Raw genomic sequence first — 17,398 nt, forward strand, 5'->3', positions numbered from 1 at the left:
ACGGCGTCTCTGATTGTTCGACATGATGCAGTCGGAGGCGCCGTGTTTCTGTTCCGAATGAAGAGCCACGCCCTCTGGTGGTTGAACCTTCGGAGCTGTCCTACAGTGTAGGCATGAGTAATACGACCTACGTAGCCATCCGTGAAGCCCGTGGCATCATTCAAGATGCGCAACGCATTGTCGTGCTGACCGGTGCGGGAATGTCAGCAGAGTCCGGCGTCCCGACCTTCCGTGACGCTCAAACAGGGCTTTGGGAGAAGTACTCCCCCGAAGAACTAGCTACCCCTGAGGCCATGTACAACCGCCCCGACCTTGTCTGGTCGTGGATGCTCCATCAGGCCCGAGTCATGCGCTCAGTTGAGCCGCATGACGGACACAAAGTACTCGGTCGTTGGCAACGAGAGCTCGTCAGCAACGGCGGCGCGCTGGATATCGTCACTCAAAATATAGACGACTTGCACGAACGCGGAGGTTCCGACGTTTTAGCACACCTACACGGCACGACCTTTACATTTCGGTGTTTTGATTGTGATGCACCGTCCGATTACGAACTCGACGACCCCACTGATGAACAGCTTCAAGCCACGCCTGCACTAGACCAGCTAATGCTTGAAGACCCACCCGCCTGTCCTGCTTGTTCTTATGGGTTCATCCGCCCCGATATTGTGATGTTCGGAGAACTGCTGCCACAACAAGCGATGGACAATGCCCTGGATGCTGTACGCGCCGCGGATGTAGCGATCGTAGTAGGAACTTCAAACATCGTTCAGCCCGCTGCCACGCTACCGCTCGCTGCTTCTGCTGCAGGTGCGCAGGTCATCGAGATCAACCCCAACCAGACACCGTTATCTCAAGACGCAGATCTCTACATTTCGGGCACCGCTCGCAACATTCTTCCGGAGCTACATCCTTGACCGACCCTATCCAACAGGCTTCAAACCTTATTTCCACTGCTCGTTCTGTCGTCGTTTTATCGGGGGCTGGTATGTCGGCAGAGTCCGGCGTCCCGACCTTCCGAGATGCCCAGACCGGCCTGTGGGAACGATTCGCGCCGGAGCAGCTAGCGACTGAGCGGGCCTTTCGTGCCCATCCCGCCATGGTGTGGACGTGGTATATGTGGCGCTGGCACCTCGTCCATGGCGTGGCCCCTAATGCTGGGCACACTGCCATAGGTCAGTGGCAACAACACCTCGCCAAAACCCAGGGCTCGTTGACCGTGACGACCCAAAATGTTGATGACCTCCATGAACGTGGTGGGGCCCAGGATGTTTTGCACCTACACGGATCTTTGCACGCGTTTCGCTGCATCGATTGTGATCGTGATGCAGCGTTTAATCCGATGACCATGGAATTAGGTCCCGATCAAGAATTTGATGAGGCGAATCTGATGTCCCCGGCCGCTTGCGACTATTGTGCTTCCGGTATGCTCCGGCCCGGAGTGGTGTGGTTTGGTGAAGCATTGCCGCACTTCACTTTCGAAACGGCTATTGAGAAACTCCAAAGCGCAGATCTTGTGGTCGTCATTGGTTCGTCTGGGCTCGTGCAGCCAGCAGCTTCTTTGCCGATGATCGGACGTGATGCAGGAGCTGCGATCATCGAAATTAACCCCCGCGCCACCGAGCTGTCGCAAACTGCAGACGTGTATATTGCCTCTACCGCAGCGGTTGCACTCCCGAAGCTAGTATCGGAAGTCCTCTAAATCAGCGCCGCATGCCATTCGGCAGTACGGTGGGATGAGCCGTCCCCCGTATTAAGGTACCGTGCCACATGAGAGCTGAATTATCGGTCAGCGAAGCGATCTGATCAATCACCACACGTTTCCTGCCAGCGTCATCAGTGGCATCAAGCCAGTCTTGAGCATACATCGGCTCGAGATACTGATCCTCTGTCGTCAATAAGAAGTTCACGAGTTCAAACAGCACCTCACGCTGCGCTTCATAGATTGGTTGACGACGCTCCGACGACAACACGTAGTGGGCCGCAATTCCTTTCATCGTAGCAATCTCCACGGCAGTCTGCTCCGGCACGATCACATCAGCCCTGTGCCGGGTCAATGGGTCATTGCCGTAGGCGTCTCGTGTAGCTTCAAACGCAGCGGTAGAGAACCTACCAATAAGCTGGGATGTCATATCTTTGAGTGCTGCGTGCGCGTGTCGAGCTCCATCGGCACTGGCGACCCAGGTCGAGGTGGCTTCCAATCTCTCGAGGGCTGCATCGATGACTTCGGGTGCCGTGTGGGGTAGATACCATTGTTGGGTCGTTGCGATAGCCCGAGCGCGCTGCTCAGGGTTCGTCAACCATCCAAGTTGGAACATTCCTGAGACGATGCCGTCTTCAACATCGTGCACGCAGTAAGAGATGTCATCGGCTAAATCCATGACTTGGGCTTCCATGGATAACCGCTGCGTGTCGACGCCTTTGCGGTACCATGCGAACACTGCGGCGTCGTCATCGTAGACTCCGAATTTTCCAGTGGGTTTGCCATCGGACTTTAACGGAGCATCGGATTTACGCCACGGGTACTTCGTAGCAGCATCCAGGGTCGCACGAGTCAGATTCAATCCGGCCGGCGCACCATGCTCCGTGGTTTTTTTCGGTTCTAGGCGTGTGAGCAGACGCAGCGTTTGAGCGTTGCCTTCAAAACCTCCGATATCGTCGGCGGCTTCGTTCAGAGCAGTTTCTCCGTTGTGACCAAACGGTGGGTGCCCCAGGTCGTGACAGAGGCAGGCTGCGTCAACGACGTCGGGATCGCAACCCAACGAACGGCCAAACTCGCGACCCACTTGGGCGACTTCAAGCGAGTGAGTCAGACGGTTGCGGATGAAGTCATCGTCGCCGGGCGAGATGACCTGAGTTTTGGCGGCAAGCCGCCGCAGTGCTGCTGAGTGCAGAATGCGAGCGCGGTCGCGTTCAAAATCCGAGCGGTAGCTGGATTTGGGTGGTTCGGGGACCCAGCGGGCCATATCCCAGATGTCATAGCCGGGTGTCTGCGTAGCTTCACCGGCATAGGGTGGCCGGTATTGCGGCCAGAATAAGCTGGGCTGCTGAGTGGTTTTGGGGGCTTTCGGTGTCTGCCCGTTGGATCCTTGGTCGGTCATGCCTACCGATTATCCCCCTGAGATATCCAGTTCTGCTTCATGAATCTGTGCCCGGTGTTCTTCGGTGATGTCCTGGGATTCCAGCCAGCCCTCGGGCAAGTGTGGTTTCTTGGGTGCACCGGCGCGGCCGCGTGGGCCTTCGGCGTCAGCTCCCGGATAGGGCACGGCGCGGTCGACGGTGTCGAGTAGTTCGCGCAGCTGGGCGAGCGTCTCAACGGCGGTAAGCGCCCGTCGCATATCGCCGCCCACCGGGTAGCCCTTGAAGTACCAGGAAACGTGCTTGCGAATGTCGCGCAAGGCTTTGTCTTCATTGCCGCCGAAGGTGTCAACGAGCAATTCGGCGTGCCGGTACAGCACATCGGCGACCATACCCTGATCGGGGTGGAAACGTTGTTTAGAACCGGTGAACGCATTTTCGACGTCACCAAATAGCCAGGGACGGCCCTGACAGCCACGGCCGATGACTACCCCGTCGGCACCGGTGTATTCGATCATGGCCATGGCGTCTTCGGCCGACCAGATATCACCGTTGCCTAGGACCGGGACCTCGGTAATGGCTTCTTTGAGTCGGGCAATTGAGTCCCAATTAGCCTGGCCAGAGTAGTGCTGGCGCATTGTGCGCCCGTGCAGGGCGACTGCCGAGACACCTACGTCCACAGCGCGTCGAGCCGCCTGCAGGTATGTCAGGTGGTCTTCATCGATTCCACGCCGCATTTTGATGGTCACCGGGATGTTTGCACGTTCGGCTTCTTTGACGGCACCGGCAACGATCGCAGTGAACAGGTCTATTTTCCAGGGTAGGGCGGATCCCCCACCGTTGCGGGTCACTTTGGGGACCGGGCAGCCGAAGTTTAGGTCAATATGATCGGCGCGATCTTCTTCTACGATCATCCGGACAGCCTTGCGCGTGTAGACCGGGTCTACCGAGTACAGTTGCACCGAACGCGGGACCTCATCCTCGTCGTGTTCGATGATTCGCATAGACTCTGGGTGACGTTCGACTAGGGCGCGAGCGGTGACCATTTCTGACACATAGAGTCCGCCACCGTATTCGCGACAGAGGCGACGAAACGCCTTATTCGTAATACCTGCCATCGGCGCCAGTACAACCGGAACGTCAATGGTCAGGTTGCCAATGTGCAACGGTGCCACGTGCATCGATGTGGACGACGGAGACGGGCGTTGGGCGCCCTGATCGCCGGTACCCCGGTCGCGCGTGGAATATGCAGGACCCGGGCCCGTGATTGCGGTCTTTTGTGAAACGGTAGTCATAACACGTCAAGTATCCCAGATTCCGTTCATAAACACCCAGTCGAGACCTGTGCCTGTGGAGAAATCAGGCCCGCAGGGCATCAGGAGCGCCATCAGCCAATCGAGCGGTCGCCTTGAGACCACCTTGGAGTGGGTCGCAAGATACCATCGAACCCGACCAGAGACACTAGTCACACCCGGAATATCATTCAGATTTGAAACGTTTTGTGAAGCATGCAGAAAAAACTTGGCTTCTTAAATTTTGGTCATTACGCCTATGACCGCCTCACTCGAACGGTCGACCCAAAAGCTGCTTTCGATGATCAGCTCGCCATGACCGTGGCCGCCGAAGATGAAGGGCTGGATGGAGCCTGGATTCGCGTGCACCACTTCCAATGGATGATGTCGGCTCCGTTTCCGACACTGTCAGCCATGGCGGCCAAGACGTCAACCATTGAATTGGGCACCGGTGTCATTGATCTGCGCTACGAAAACCCGTTATATTTCGCCGAGGAAGCCGCCACGACTGATCTCATCTCAGGAGGTCGCCTGCAGCTGGGTATTTCCCGGGGCTCACCAGAAGCAGCGCTGGATGGCCAAGAACAGTTTGGCTACACCCTCGAGCCCGGGCAGACATGGAGCCACCTTGCCCAACAGCGCGGCCAGCGGATCCGCGATGCTGTTGGCGGCAAGCCCGTAGCCACCGGTGATCCGAATTCACCGTGGTCTCCAGGTGGCGCGACCGAACTCGTCGTTCAACCACAATCACCCGGACTGATCAATCGCCTGTGGTGGGGTTCAGGTTCGACGTCGTCGGGCGTCATCGCTGGCGAACAAGGCTACAATCTGTTGTCTTCTACCCTCTTACTCCAAGACGACGGTCGCCCCTTTCACATCCAACAGGCCGACCAAATCAAACACTATCGCGCTGCCTACCAAGGTTCCGGGTATAAAACCGGCGGGCAGACGGCAGTAACTCGTTCGATGTTCGCGCTGCGGTCGATCCAGGATGAGCGCATGTTCGGACACGCCGGCAGCACGCAAGATCAGGCCGGACGACTTGAGGGCGGCCCGGCACGTTCGGGACCGACCTATGTGGGACACACCGAACAATTGGCCGAGATGTTATCCACCGACCAGGCCGTGTTGGAGGCCGACTACGTACTTTTTGCAAACCCCGCGCAGCTCGGGCCAGAACGCAACCGCGAGATTTTCGCCGGATGGGTTGAAGTCTTCAAACTCCTAGGATGGAAATAAGACACCAACCAACCGGTGCAATCCAAGACGGCAACTAGACTGAGCATGTTGTGCACGCTGAGGGATAAAGGATCATCCATGAACGTAACCGAACAATATCGCGCGGCTCGTGACCGGCTCATGGCGCTGGACCCGACCGAGGTCGCCGAGAAGTTCGTCTGGCCAAGCTTCGACCACTTCAACTTCGGGTTAGACTGGTTTGATGCTCTGGCAAAGCATCCTGTCCGAGGGAGCCAGCCTGCTCTGATCGTCACCGGTGATACCGGGACCACACGGCTGACATTCGCAGAACTTTCGGCACGCTCAACCCGGGTCGCCGGTTGGTTCCAGTCACTAGGTGTGACCCGCGGCGATAAGTTTATGATGATGTTGGACAACGAGGTCGAGCTGTGGGAAGCCATGCTGGCTGCCATCAAAATTGGCGCGGTCATTCTGCCAACGACGGTGATGTTAAACTCCGCTGCACTGGCGTCACGCATGCAACGGGCTGGTGTGAACTGGGTGTTGACCAATCAGCAGAACATCGAAAAATTTGCGGACCTTCCATCCCACGGGATCGACATGTCGAATATCGGCCTGGTGGTCACCGGCGATCAGCCCGTTGCAAACACCCACGCGTTCACTGATGCGTATACCACAACGGCACAGTTTGTCATTGACGGACCAACACCAGCCGATGCCGAGATGCTGGTGTACTTCACCTCGGGCACCACCAGCGAACCCAAGATGGTGCTCCACACCCAACAATCGTATTCGGTGGGCCATTTTTCGACCCTGTACTGGTTAGGCGTCAACGGCAACGATGTGCACCTGAATATCTCTTCCCCGGGATGGGGCAAACACGCTTGGTCATCCTTCTTCGGACCCTGGATTGGTGAAGCCACAGTACTGTCCGTAAACTACGCTCGCTTCGATGCAGCCACCATGCTCGAGGTGATAGAAGAATTCGATGTCACCAGCCTGTGTGCTCCCCCGACCGTCTGGCGCATGCTCATCCATGCCGATATGGGGCGCATCAAGAATCCACCTCGCAATGCGGTCTCCGCGGGTGAACCTCTCAACCTGTCGACGCTAGAGAAGGTTCGCGATGCCTGGGGTGTCACGATTCGTGATGGCTATGGGCAGACCGAAACAACACTGCAGATCGCCACGACGCCCGGCCTTGATGTCCCGGCCGGGGCCCTGGGCAAACCGCTGCCTGGCTTCGCCGTGGAACTCGTCGATGAGGTCACCGAAGAACTCATTATCGGTCCCGGTTCCGGTCAGGTCGCATTGCGCTTGAACCCCGGTCCAGTGGGTTTGACCCCCGGATATTACCGAGATGAAGACCGCAACCTCAAAGTCTTCGGCAAAGATCTTTATCTGACCGGGGATCTCATGTCACGTGATGCCGACGGCGTCTACACCTATGTTGGCCGCGCCGATGATCTGTTCAAGGCTTCGGATTATAAGCTGTCCCCATTCGAGCTGGAAAACGGCCTCATGGGGTATCCTTCGATCTCTGAAGTCGCCGTCGTGCCGAGTCCTGACCCGATCCGCACCGCCGTGCCCAAAGCCTACGTGGTGTTGGCGCCCGGATACACCCCAACCCCCGATACTGCACAAGCGATCTTTGCACACGCCCGCACCGTGCTACCACCCTACGGCCGTATCCGCCGGTTGGAATTTGCCACCGAACTGCCCAAAACGGTCTCCGGCAAAATCCGACGGGTCGTGCTTCGGGAAGACGAAATCCACACCCACGGTGATCAAGGACAACACACCAGCGGTGTCATGGCCGCTCGCACTACCACTGAGGGTTACGGGCATGAATATACCGACGCCCAGTTCCGTCGATGACTCCGAGTTCATCCCAGCCGGTTCACCACTCATATGGTTGGATGGGATCATGGAGACGGTTGAACGGGCTTTAGCGCAACAAACCTTGGCGTTGTGGGCCACCCTAGGCTCCTTCGTTGCCGGCTTCCTGGTCGCAAGCTTCGTTTTTTGGAACCAGGTTCGCCCAGTGGCCGGTGAAGGCTCGATCATCTTTCCGATGGCACTCATTGCATCACTGGTTGCTGCTGCGGCATTTATCCTCAGTTCGTATCTTCACCGGGCCGGGGAAACCCGGTTCATGCCACTGTGGCAAACTTTGATTTCGCATTGTTCGTTTGTCGCCGTCACGATCGCATTTGGCGGGGTCACCGGGTTGAGCGTCCTGTTGGTCGGCCATCTCCTGGGCTCGGGCCTTCCGGGACTGGAACTTGGAGGGCTCGGCGGCGGCATCCTCACCGGTGTTGCAGCCGCGCTTGCGGGCCGACTTTCCTTCCAGGCCGGAATCGATCTGAGTCTGCGCAATCTCGCGGCACTGTTATTCACCTTTTTGATCGTCGGTACGGTCTTTGCGATGCTGACCGAGGCTGACCCCACCTGGTGGCAGCGCAACTTTTCACAACTGGGCATTGGGGCCAGTGCCTTGGCGTTTAACGGAACTGTCATTGGAGCCGGCCTGCTGGTTGCTACCATCGGGTCGTATATCGGACGAGATTTGCACCGTCTCCTGGACGATGAGGCCGTCCCGCGCATCACCGTGGTCGTGAGCATCTGGGTGCTGGCAGGACTCGCGCTGGCCGGTGTCGGATGGTTTCCCCTGAATCAACAACCTGGTGCACATGCTGTTGCCGCCTTCGCGGCCTTGGGCCTGTTGGTTCTTGCCGCCGGCTACACCCAGTATGTCTTACCTGGTCGCCCTTTCGTCCTGCGTTTTGTCACCGGTCTCTTGGTAGTGCTCATCGCCGGTTGTTTCATGCTGACGTTTATCATCCCGGTGCTAACGGTCACCGCCCTGGAAAGCATCGTGGTGGGACTGTCACTGCTGTGGATGACGACCTTCGTGCGGGTGTTGAGCATCCTGACACCGAACCGCTCGGTTGCCTCCCAACGGCGTCATCTGTTAACCGCCGCCTAGTCGAGCAATTATTTTAATTCGCGCTTGAGCAGCTTGCCCGACTGATTCCTCGGGAGCTCCGTTACGAATTCGATGTGGCCTGGGACTTTATGTCGGGCCAGATATTGTCGCGAGAAATCTCGAATCTCCTTGGCAGAGACCTCTGGGTGACCCTCTTTCAGGACGACAACCGCGGTGACTTGTTCAATCCATTTCGCGTGGGGCCGGCCGACGACGGCGACTTCGGCAACCGCCTGGTGACGGTAGAGGACATCTTCAACTTCCCGCGAAGCAACCAGTTCTCCTCCGGAGTTGATCACGTCTTTGATTCGGTCGACCACTTCGATGTACCCGTGATCGTCCATCGTGACCAGGTCTCCAGAGCGAAACCACCCGTCAATAAAGGCGTCTTGGGTTTGCTCTGGTTTTTTCCAATAACCGGAGAACAGCTGGGGTGATCGATACTGCACTTCTCCCGGCGTCCCAGGTGGTACAGACAGACCGGTCGTTGAATCAGCCACGCGCAGCTCGACCGTGGGTATCGGGCGGCCGGCTGAGGCAGGACGCTGTGCATGTTCTTCAGGACGTAAAACGGTGCACAGCGGGGACATCTCGCTTTGACCAAAGCAATTATAAAAGCCGATGTTGGGGTATTGTTCGCGTAAACGCTGCAAGACGGTCACCGGCATAATCGAGGCACCGTATTGTGCTTTCTTCAACGAGGATAAGTCACGGGTCGCAAGATCTGGGTGCTGTGAAAGCGGGACCCAGACCGTGGGCGCAAGGAACAATGAACCAATGCGTTCATCTTCGATTCGACGCAGCATTTCTGCAATATCTGGCACCCGTAACAGCCGGATGGTTGCCCCGAGAAACAAATATGGCGTGATGAAAACATGCAACGCGGCCGAGTGGTACAGCGGCATGGCAATAAGCGGGTTGTCAGTCCGCGTCATGTCGAGGGCAGGGATCGCCCCGTTATAATGTGCCAGCAGCGCCCGATGGGTCAACATCGCGCCTTTGGGCGCTGAAGTCGTTCCCGACGTGTAGAGCAGTTGCACCAGGTCGGTTTCTTCTGCAGTATCCAGGTCATCTTCGATAAGCGCTGCCGAGAGAGCTGGGTTATTTTCGAGTATCGTTTGAATATGTTCCACGATGGATGACATGGCTACGACTTGATCCAGTGGGCTGGAGTCAGTGATACTTTCAACAGCTTCCAGATATTCGTCGTCGGCAATCAGCACCGAAGCTTCGCTGTCCGAAACCAGGTAATGCAGCTCTGGTCCGGTCAGGGCAAAATTGATTGGAACGTGTACCAGTCCAGCGCGTGAGGCTGCGAAAAACAAGATCAAAAAGGTATCGGAGTTCTTGCCCATCACAGCGACTCGGTCACCTTGTTGTAAACCCAGCTCGCGCAGTCGCAAGGCCGCCACGGTCACAGCCTGATTGAATGTCGTATACGTCCAGGTGCGCTCTTGGTACTTCAGCGCGACGTGATCGCGCTGTGTGGCGGCTACTCGGGCTAGCTGCAACGACACTGAGTTGCGCTGGCTAGCTTTGATGTCTTCTTCGATTGAACGGTTCGTTGTGCCGTTGGTGTTCATTGCTGCTCTCCGTCTCGCCAGGCTGAGTGTGCTATGAAGTGACTAGCTATCGAGCCGTTCTATGATGGTGACATTGGCTTGGCCTCCGCCTTCACACATGGTTTGCAACCCGAATCGGCCACCGTTGTCTTCCAAGGTGTGCAGCAGGGTCGTCATGAGACGTGCTCCGGTCGCACCAATGGGATGGCCAAGGGCGATTGCACCGCCGTGGATGTTGACCTTTGCCATGTCTGGGCGAAGTTCTTTCTCCCATGCCAGCACCACTGATGCAAAAGCTTCATTGATTTCGATGGCATCAAAATCGTCAATGTCCATGCCGGTGCGTTCTAACGCGTACCGAGTGGCGCGGATGGGAGCCGATAACATCATGACCGGATCATCAGCGCGAGCCGAAATGTGATGAATGCGAGCGCGCGGTACCAGTCCGAATTCTTTGACCGCGCGTTCTGATGCAATCGCTAATACAGCTGCTGCGTCACTGATCTGCGAGGCCGTGGCGGCGGTATGGATGCCAAGAGGTTGCAGTGTGGGCAGTTCACGCATCTTGGCACGGTTGGGGGTGCGTGGGCCTTCGTCATCACGAAGCCCACCAAGAGGCATGATCTCTTCGGCGAAGAATCCGGATTCTTGTGCGGCAAGGGCCCTGCGGTGAGACTCCGCTGCAAAGGCTTCAGCCTGTTCCCGGGTGATACCCCACCGGTTGGCCATCATTTCAGCTCCAACAAATTGGGAAATGCGTTGGTCACCGTAGCGATCTGCCCAGCCTTTCGAACCTGCGAAAGGAGTCGGATACCCCTGGTCCTTCATGATGGTGTTGGCGGTGCCAATGGGAATGGTCGACATGTTCTGGACTCCGCCGGCAATCACCAGATCTGAGGTGCCGGACTTGACAGCTTGGGCAGCATAATGCACGGCCTGCTGGCCAGAGCCACACTGGCGGTCGATGGTGGTGCCTGGAACAGCTTCGGAGCCGCCAGCGGCTAGCCACGCTGTGCGGGCGATGTCAAAAGACTGCGGTCCGATTTGATCGATGCAGCCTAAGATGATTTCGTCGTATTCAGCGGTGTCTATTGCTACCCGGTCGAAGATTGCTGCCAGCGGGACTGCAGCCATATCTGCAGAGTGGACCTGGGCCAGAGCGCCATTGCGTCGCCCAACGGGTGTGCGGAGTGCATCCACAATATATGCTTCTGACATGGTGTTCCTTCCGGGGATGATTCTTCAAGTTGTGCAGTGGTGCGGTATTATCGTGGTCCCATCCGAAGAGCGCCGTCCATCCGGACGGTGTGGCCGTTGAGGTAATCGTGGCGGATAAGGTCCAGGACCACTTGGGCGTATTCTTCTGGGCGAGCCAATCGGGCCGGGAACGGCACAGAGGCTTCTAGGCTTTCACGAAATTCTGGGGTGATGCCCGCCATCATGGGAGTTTCCACAATGCCCGGTGCCACGGTGTTGACACGGATACCATATGAAGCCAGATCACGTGCTGCTGAAATAGTCAGCGAGTGAACACCACCTTTGGACGCTGCATACGCTGCCTGACCGATTTGTCCTTCAAATGCTGCCACGGACGCGGTGTTGATGACAATACCGCGTTGACCGTCGTCATCGACAGGTTGCTGTTCGGCGATAAGCTCAGCGCCGAGGGTCATGACGTTAAAAGTACCGAGCAGATTGACGTTAATCACCTGGGCGAATTGGTGCAGATCGTGTGGGCCGCGACGAGACAGAATGCGCCCCGGAGTTCCAATTCCAGCGCAATTGACGACAACACGCAAAGGCTCCGTGCCAGCTTTGACCGTTGCGATGCCTCGACGAATCGAAGCATGATCGGTGACATCAACATCTAGGTACTCGACATGATCAACGGCAGGGGCCTTTTCGATACTGGGTGCAAGATCGAAAGCAAAGACTTTCATGCCTCGCTGTGCCAAGAGGTGCGCGGTGGCCGCTCCCAGACCCGATGCCCCGCCCGTAACGATTGCCGCTTGTCCTTGAATTTCCACGAAGTTATCCTCTCTTCGTCAACGTCAATACACCGGTGACCGTACGCGCTACGATCAGCGAGATGATCTTGTAGGTTCTTTTGTCAGTATGGACGACTTTGGCGTGATTGAAAATCTTTGCCACTTCGTATGTAGCGAAGATTTTTTCATGCCGGTTGGGGCGAGTTAAGCCACGATATGTCGTAGGTAAGTCGCGCGGTTACTACCGGTCTTGAAATTGTGCTCGACGTTTATTGCTGAACGCATCCATGCCTTCTTTTTGATCTTCAAGAGCAAAAAGCGCGTGGAAGGCGCGGCGTTCAAAGAGCAGTCCCTGTGTTAGAGAGGTTTCAAAGGCAGTGTCGACGGCCTCTTTAGCAGCCATGACGACAGGTCGTGACTTCGAGGCGATGGTCTGGGCTACTTCCATCGCTGTGTCAAATACTTTGTCGTCCTCTACGAGACGGGCCACTAGACCGGCGCGTTCTGCTTCTTCACCGTCCATCATGCGACCGGTGAGCACCATGTCCATGGCTTTGGATTTCCCCACCGCACGCGTCAGCCGCTGAGAGCCTCCCATGCCAGGGATAACGCCGAGATTTATTTCTGGTTGCCCAAACTTCGTGTTGGGTCCGGCGATGATCAGGTCTGCCATCATGGCCAGCTCGCACCCGCCACCGAGTGCAAACCCGTTAACCGCAGCAACAATCGGCAAACGGATATCGGTGAATCTGGTCCACTGGGAGAACCAATCGGACTGATGCATTTCAATATAGGATTTGTCTGCCATCTCTTTGATGTCAGCACCGGCGGCAAACGCTTTATCATTGCCGGTGATTACAAGTGCCATAATATTGGGATCGCTTTGGAAGGCTTCTGCGGCTTCTACCACCGTATTCAGGATCGCAAGATTCAAGGCGTTGAGCGCTTCTGGTCGGTTGAGGCGGATCACACCAACACGGTCTACAATCTCGGTAAGAATAACGTGTTCGGACACAGTTAGCCTTTCTTTTGTTTGGTCTCGATGATAGCGGAGAAGTCTTTACTGACATTGTCTCCGGTATTGAACTCAGTGTACGCCTCATAGGCTGCCATGCCGAAGGACGCGGGTGTTCCTGTCGATTCAATCGCAGCTTTTGCAAATCCCAGATCTTTGGCCATCAACGCGGTAGCAAAACCTGGACGATAATCGTTGGACGCCGGAGATCCCGGTACCGGCCCTGGAACTGGGCAGTTGGTACTGATTGACCAGGATTGTGCCGCAGAACTTGACATCACGTCATAGAGCACCTGTGGGTCCAACCCGAGATGGGCACCGAGGCTGAATGCTTCAGCAGCGCCAATGGTGTTAATCGCCAGAACCATATTATTGACGACTTTCACGGCTTGACCTGAACCAGTTTCTCCTGCGTGCACAACCTTGCGCCCCATGACGTCAAATAACGACTTGGCTGGCTTGAAGTTTTCTGCGCTCCCTCCGACCATAAAGGTCAGGGTGCCTTGCTCGGCCCCAACGGTGCCACCGGAAACCGGAGCATCAAGCGCCCGATGCCCGGCTTCAGTTGCTAAACGTGCCGCTTCGACAGCGTCCTCTATGGCAATCGTCGAGCAATCTATGAACAGCGTGTCGTCAGGCGCTGCCTCCAGAAGCCCGTCGCGATACGCAGCCAAGACATGTTCTCCCGCCGGGAACATTGTGATGACCACGTTGGCGTCTCGCACCGCTTCCACACCGGAAACCGCTGTGGCCAGCCCGTCCTGGGCGGTGGCGTCCACGGCTTGTTGTACAACGTCATAACACGTGACGTGATAGCCAGCGGCGGCCAAGTTGCGAGCCATATGGGAGCCCATGTTGCCCAGTCCTAGAAAGGCGATACGCATAGTGAATCCTTAGGCTTGGATGACCAGGTCCTCGACGCCGTCCACGGGTGCAAAGAACGCTTCCACATCTTCATGGGTCACGTCTTCTAATCTAGCCGGCGTCCATTGTGGATTGCGGTCCTTGTCGATGAGTTGTGCTCTGATGCCTTCAGCCAGTTCAGTACCGGCGACGGCGTTCATGGTGGTCCGAAGGTCCTGTGCCAGTGTTTCGGCCAGGCTCAGGTGTCGGGCGCGTCGGATGGCCTCAAGAGTGACCTTCATGCCCACAGGCGAATGACGTTGCATCGCTTTGAGAGCTTTTTGGGCGACGTCATGACCCTGGTCTGCAACGTGCTGGACACCTGTCAGGATGTCTTCGACAGTGTCAGCACAAAAGACGTCCTGAATCCATGCGGCCTCACGCGCCAGTTCCGATGGTGCTGGAGTATCGAATGCAGCCAAGATCTCATCAATCTGACCAGGTTCTTTGATGCTTTCTAGCTGCTGCACCAGAGCTTCAATGCGATCATCTGGGACTCGCACTTCTGCTAGCCCGGCATATACGGCATCGGCACCGGAGATGTGCGCTCCGGTCAGCCCTAGATAATTACCGATCCCCGCTGGAGCATTGGCAAGGTAGTACGGCCCGCCCACGTCCGGGCTGAAACCGATCCCGACCTCCGGCATCCCGAATCGGGTTGAATCGGTGACCACTCGGTGGGACGCCGGCGCGGAGATACCCACTCCGCCACCTAGCACCAGTCCATGCATGATGGCGATATACGGCTTGGGATAAATGGAGATCCGGTGGTCGAGTTGATATTCGTCGCGGAAGAAGGGGGCAGCCGAGTCGAGGTCGTTGTTGACGGCGTATTGATGTAACGTGACGACGTCGCCACCGGAACAAAAGCCCCGGGCTCCTGCGCCGCGAATGAGTACGGCATGCACGGCATCGTCGTGTTCAAACTTCGTCAAGGCATCGTCGAGGAGCCCGATCATGTTGTATGACAGCGCATTGACCGCCTTGGGACGGTTGAGCGTAATAACGCCGAGGCGTCCCTGGATAGATGTCAAAATCTCCGGCTGTGACATGGGTTCCTTTACTGGATCGGCATGGTAAAACTGGCGTCTTCTTTCACCCCGGACGGCCACCGTTGGGTGACGGTTTTGGTTCGTGTGACAAACCGGAACGCATCGGGGCCGTGTTGGTTGAGGTCACCGAAACCGGATGCTTTCCAGCCCCCGAAGGTGTAGTAGGCAATGGGTACGGGGATCGGGACGTTGACGCCGACCATGCCAACATTCACTCGGCGGGTGAATTCGCGGGCGGTGTCGCCATCGCGGGTGAAGATGGCGACACCGTTGCCGTATTCATGATCCGATGGCAGATCCAGTGCCTCTTCGAAGCTATCGGCGCGAATCACTGTGAGCACCGGACCGAAGATTTCTTGTCGGTAGATCGACATGTCTTTGGTCGCCCGATCGAAAATGGTCGCACCAATATAAAAGCCGTCCGCGTGACCCTCGACGGTGACACCGCGGCCATCGAGCACCAATTCTGCGCCTTCTTCGACGCCTGCTGCGATAGCAGCTTCGATGCGCTCTTTGGCCTCCGGGGTGACGACCGGACCGAAGTCCGAAGTTGGGTCAAGCGATGGGCCGACTTTAAGGTGGCGAGCTTTTTCGACCAGCTTTTGTACCAGGGCATCGGCGGTTTCCTGGCCCACTGGGACGGCAACGGAGATGGCCATGCATCGCTCGCCTGCCGCACCGAATGCTGCACCGATCAAAGCATCTGCGGCTTGATCTAGATCGGCATCGGGCATGATGATCGCGTGGTTTTTGGCCCCGCCGAAACATTGCGCGCGTTTGCCATGTTGGGCAGCTGCGGTATATATCGCTTGGGCAATTGGGGTGGAGCCGACAAAACCTACGGCTTGAATATCGGGGTGTTCGATGAGCGCATCGACGGCTGTTTTATCGCCGTTGAGTACCTGGAAGACGCCGTCGGGCAGCCCAGCTTGTTTGAACAGGTCCGCCAACATCAAAGGCACGGAGGGGTCTCGTTCGGAGGGTTTGAGGATGAATGCGTTCCCAGCGGCCAGGGAGGGTCCCGCCTGCCATAATGGGATCATGGCTGGGAAGTTGAACGGCGAAATACCCACGGTCACACCAAGTGGTTGACGCATCGAATACGTATCGATTCCGGTCCCGCTCTGATCAGAGAACTCCCCTTTGAGTAGGTGGGGTGCCCCCATGCAGAATTCGATGACTTCCAAGCCACGCTGGACATCGCCTTTGGCATCTTCAAATGTTTTGCCGTGTTCATTTGACAAGGCGGTAGCCAACTCGTCCATGTTTTCGTGTGCTAGGTCAACGAAGCGACCAAGAATCCGTGCGCGACGCTGCGCATTGAGCTCCTCCCATTGAACCTGCGCAGTCTTGGCAGTTTCTACAGCCAGGTGCACTTCGTCGATTGAGGCTAGTGGCACTCGTGCAGCGATCTGGCCGGTAGCCGGATGGTAAACGTCAGCAAAGCGGCCCGAAGTACCTTCGGCAGGTTGACCATTAATGAAATGGGTCAGGGTTTGTGTCAATGTTTGTTTCATTTTGTCCCTTCCAACATGACCTGAACCGTAGGGATACCCTACGGTTCAGCGACGATCACCATGTCACAATCAAAGTTGCGTTCCGGCGTTAAGGCCCAATATGCCAGTTTATGGTGTCGCAAGCCACAGTTCAATGGCGCGATCGACCATGGTTCCACGACTTGTGGGATGAACCAATCAAACACGTTTTCACTTTCTGCTGTACTGCAATACTTTGTACTTGGCCGGCGTCAGGCGGTGACGGCATAGTGCAGAATCACACCACCGGTATCGATCACTTGGGCATCTACCAGACGAAGATCGCGCTTGGCCTGTGGAGAGGGAAATAAAGGATGACCACTTCCGATCAATACTGGTGCCAATCCGATCATGAGCTCATCGATCAGACCGACATCCAAAAGGAAATGCATCAGCGTAGCGCTGCCAAAGATAAAGATGGGCTGTTCGTTGATGTCGCGACGACGCAGCAATTCGGTCACGATATCGTCAGTCACCTCGGTATTCTGCCAAGAAGCCGAGGTCATGGTTCGACTGGCAACGAGTTTAGGGATGCTGTTCATATAGTTGGCTAACGCAGGTTCGGTGATATCTGTTGGCCAGTATTGGACCATTCCGTCATATGTTTTGCGTCCGAAGACCAATAAACCCGCTTCAGCGCCGATACGTAAGCTCATATCCCGTAAGTCATCGCCCCAGATGGCTTCATGATGTCGTAGGTCCCAAGGCTGGTCGCCTTCAAAGAATCCGTCCAAGGAGATGATTTCCCATGCGATGATTCGTGCCATGTCGACCCCATCGGTCGTGA

Annotated in this window: 15 protein-coding genes; 5 read left to right on the forward strand and 10 right to left on the reverse strand. The window is 56.6% G+C overall.

The genetic code is table 11. The annotated features are described in order from the left end of the window. Positions 1-113: 113 nt before the first annotated feature. Both FB556_RS08095 and FB556_RS08100 read left to right on the forward strand, forming a co-directional pair. Positions 114-914, forward strand: a complete 801-nt coding sequence (locus tag FB556_RS08095; protein WP_141866620.1) for an SIR2 family NAD-dependent protein deacylase — start codon at positions 114-116, stop codon at positions 912-914. Then, positions 911-1,699 carry an NAD-dependent deacylase gene (locus FB556_RS08100; RefSeq protein ID WP_141866622.1) on the forward strand — a complete coding sequence of 263 codons (789 nt, stop codon included), beginning with the start codon at positions 911-913 and terminating at the stop codon, positions 1,697-1,699. The genes FB556_RS08095 and FB556_RS08100 overlap by 4 nt, the downstream gene beginning before the upstream one ends. A gap of 1 nt (position 1,700) precedes the next feature. On the opposite strand, the gene FB556_RS08105 is transcribed toward FB556_RS08100, so the two are convergent. Continuing rightward, the gene (locus FB556_RS08105) at positions 1,701-3,098 is read right to left on the reverse strand and encodes a deoxyguanosinetriphosphate triphosphohydrolase (RefSeq protein ID WP_141866624.1); all 1,398 of its coding nucleotides are present in this window, start codon (positions 3,096-3,098) and stop codon (positions 1,701-1,703) included. Positions 3,099-3,107: 9 nt separating this feature from the next. Beyond that, entirely contained in the window at positions 3,108-4,256 is a 1,149-nt protein-coding gene (gene dusB / locus FB556_RS08110) for a tRNA dihydrouridine synthase DusB (protein ID WP_246057411.1), read from the reverse strand. Positions 4,257-4,583: 327 nt separating this feature from the next. On the opposite strand from dusB, the gene FB556_RS08115 reads away from it, so the two are divergent. The 3 genes from FB556_RS08115 to FB556_RS08125 all read left to right on the forward strand — a co-directional run bounded on the left by FB556_RS08115 (position 4,584) and on the right by FB556_RS08125 (position 8,556). Continuing rightward, positions 4,584-5,606, forward strand: coding sequence for an LLM class flavin-dependent oxidoreductase (locus tag FB556_RS08115; RefSeq protein WP_141866628.1), 1,023 nt, complete (start codon positions 4,584-4,586; stop codon positions 5,604-5,606). Positions 5,607-5,684: 78 nt separating this feature from the next. Next, positions 5,685-7,445, forward strand: a complete 1,761-nt coding sequence (locus FB556_RS08120) for an AMP-binding protein (RefSeq protein ID WP_170200421.1) — start codon at positions 5,685-5,687, stop codon at positions 7,443-7,445. Further along, positions 7,414-8,556, forward strand: a complete 1,143-nt coding sequence (locus tag FB556_RS08125; protein ID WP_246057299.1) for a hypothetical protein — start codon at positions 7,414-7,416, stop codon at positions 8,554-8,556. Before FB556_RS08120 ends, FB556_RS08125 begins: the two co-directional genes overlap by 32 nt. Before the next feature lie 8 nt (positions 8,557-8,564). Here FB556_RS08125 and FB556_RS08130 read toward each other — a convergent pair whose 3' ends face one another. The 8 genes from FB556_RS08130 to FB556_RS08165 form a co-directional block, all read right to left on the reverse strand. Further along, positions 8,565-10,139, reverse strand: coding sequence for a fatty acyl-CoA synthetase (locus tag FB556_RS08130; RefSeq protein WP_141866632.1), 1,575 nt, complete (start codon positions 10,137-10,139; stop codon positions 8,565-8,567). A gap of 42 nt (positions 10,140-10,181) precedes the next feature. Continuing rightward, positions 10,182-11,336 (reverse strand): acetyl-CoA C-acetyltransferase, encoded by a 1,155-nt coding sequence (locus FB556_RS08135; RefSeq protein WP_141866634.1) that lies wholly within the window; start codon positions 11,334-11,336, stop codon positions 10,182-10,184. Between the two features lie 47 nt (positions 11,337-11,383). After that, positions 11,384-12,145 (reverse strand): SDR family NAD(P)-dependent oxidoreductase, encoded by a 762-nt coding sequence (locus FB556_RS08140; RefSeq protein ID WP_141866636.1) that lies wholly within the window; start codon positions 12,143-12,145, stop codon positions 11,384-11,386. 202 nt (positions 12,146-12,347) lie between these two features. Further along, positions 12,348-13,121: an enoyl-CoA hydratase-related protein gene (locus tag FB556_RS08145; protein WP_141866638.1), complete on the reverse strand. Its 774-nt coding sequence runs from the start codon at positions 13,119-13,121 to the stop codon at positions 12,348-12,350. A 2-nt stretch (positions 13,122-13,123) separates the two neighbouring features. Further along, on the reverse strand, positions 13,124-14,005 hold the full coding sequence (gene mmsB / locus FB556_RS08150) for a 3-hydroxyisobutyrate dehydrogenase (RefSeq protein ID WP_141866640.1): 882 nt from the start codon (positions 14,003-14,005) through the stop codon (positions 13,124-13,126). 9 nt (positions 14,006-14,014) lie between these two features. After that, complete coding sequence (locus tag FB556_RS08155) at positions 14,015-15,076, reverse strand: enoyl-CoA hydratase/isomerase family protein (RefSeq protein WP_141866642.1); 1,062 nt, start codon at positions 15,074-15,076, stop codon at positions 14,015-14,017. Positions 15,077-15,084: 8 nt separating this feature from the next. Next, positions 15,085-16,593, reverse strand: coding sequence for a CoA-acylating methylmalonate-semialdehyde dehydrogenase (locus FB556_RS08160; protein ID WP_379985161.1), 1,509 nt, complete (start codon positions 16,591-16,593; stop codon positions 15,085-15,087). 230 nt (positions 16,594-16,823) lie between these two features. Next, entirely contained in the window at positions 16,824-17,378 is a 555-nt protein-coding gene (locus FB556_RS08165; protein WP_141866644.1) for a dihydrofolate reductase family protein, read from the reverse strand. Between the last annotated feature and the right edge of the window lie 20 nt (positions 17,379-17,398).

Source organism: Enteractinococcus coprophilus, assembly GCF_006716305.1.
Classification (GTDB): Bacteria; Actinomycetota; Actinomycetes; order Actinomycetales; family Micrococcaceae; genus Yaniella; species Yaniella coprophila.

Bases quoted from the DNA above. Each gene is read 5' to 3' on its own strand.
- FB556_RS08105 (WP_141866624.1), bottom strand. From the start codon at position 3,098: ATGACCGACCAAGGATCCAACGGGCAGACACCGAAAGCCCCCAAAACC.
- FB556_RS08125 (WP_246057299.1), top strand. From the start codon at position 7,414: ATGAATATACCGACGCCCAGTTCCGTCGATGACTCCGAGTTCATCCCA.
- FB556_RS08160 (WP_379985161.1), bottom strand. From the start codon at position 16,593: ATGAAACAAACATTGACACAAACCCTGACCCATTTCATTAATGGTCAA.
- FB556_RS08130 (WP_141866632.1), bottom strand. From the start codon at position 10,139: ATGAACACCAACGGCACAACGAACCGTTCAATCGAAGAAGACATCAAA.
- FB556_RS08120 (WP_170200421.1), top strand. From the start codon at position 5,685: ATGAACGTAACCGAACAATATCGCGCGGCTCGTGACCGGCTCATGGCG.
- FB556_RS08115 (WP_141866628.1), top strand. From the start codon at position 4,584: ATGCAGAAAAAACTTGGCTTCTTAAATTTTGGTCATTACGCCTATGAC.
- FB556_RS08155 (WP_141866642.1), bottom strand. From the start codon at position 15,076: ATGTCACAGCCGGAGATTTTGACATCTATCCAGGGACGCCTCGGCGTT.
- FB556_RS08095 (WP_141866620.1), top strand. From the start codon at position 114: ATGAGTAATACGACCTACGTAGCCATCCGTGAAGCCCGTGGCATCATT.
- FB556_RS08135 (WP_141866634.1), bottom strand. From the start codon at position 11,336: ATGTCAGAAGCATATATTGTGGATGCACTCCGCACACCCGTTGGGCGA.
- FB556_RS08165 (WP_141866644.1), bottom strand. From the start codon at position 17,378: ATGGCACGAATCATCGCATGGGAAATCATCTCCTTGGACGGATTCTTT.
- dusB (WP_246057411.1), bottom strand. From the start codon at position 4,256: ATGCACGTGGCACCGTTGCACATTGGCAACCTGACCATTGACGTTCCG.
- mmsB (WP_141866640.1), bottom strand. From the start codon at position 14,005: ATGCGTATCGCCTTTCTAGGACTGGGCAACATGGGCTCCCATATGGCT.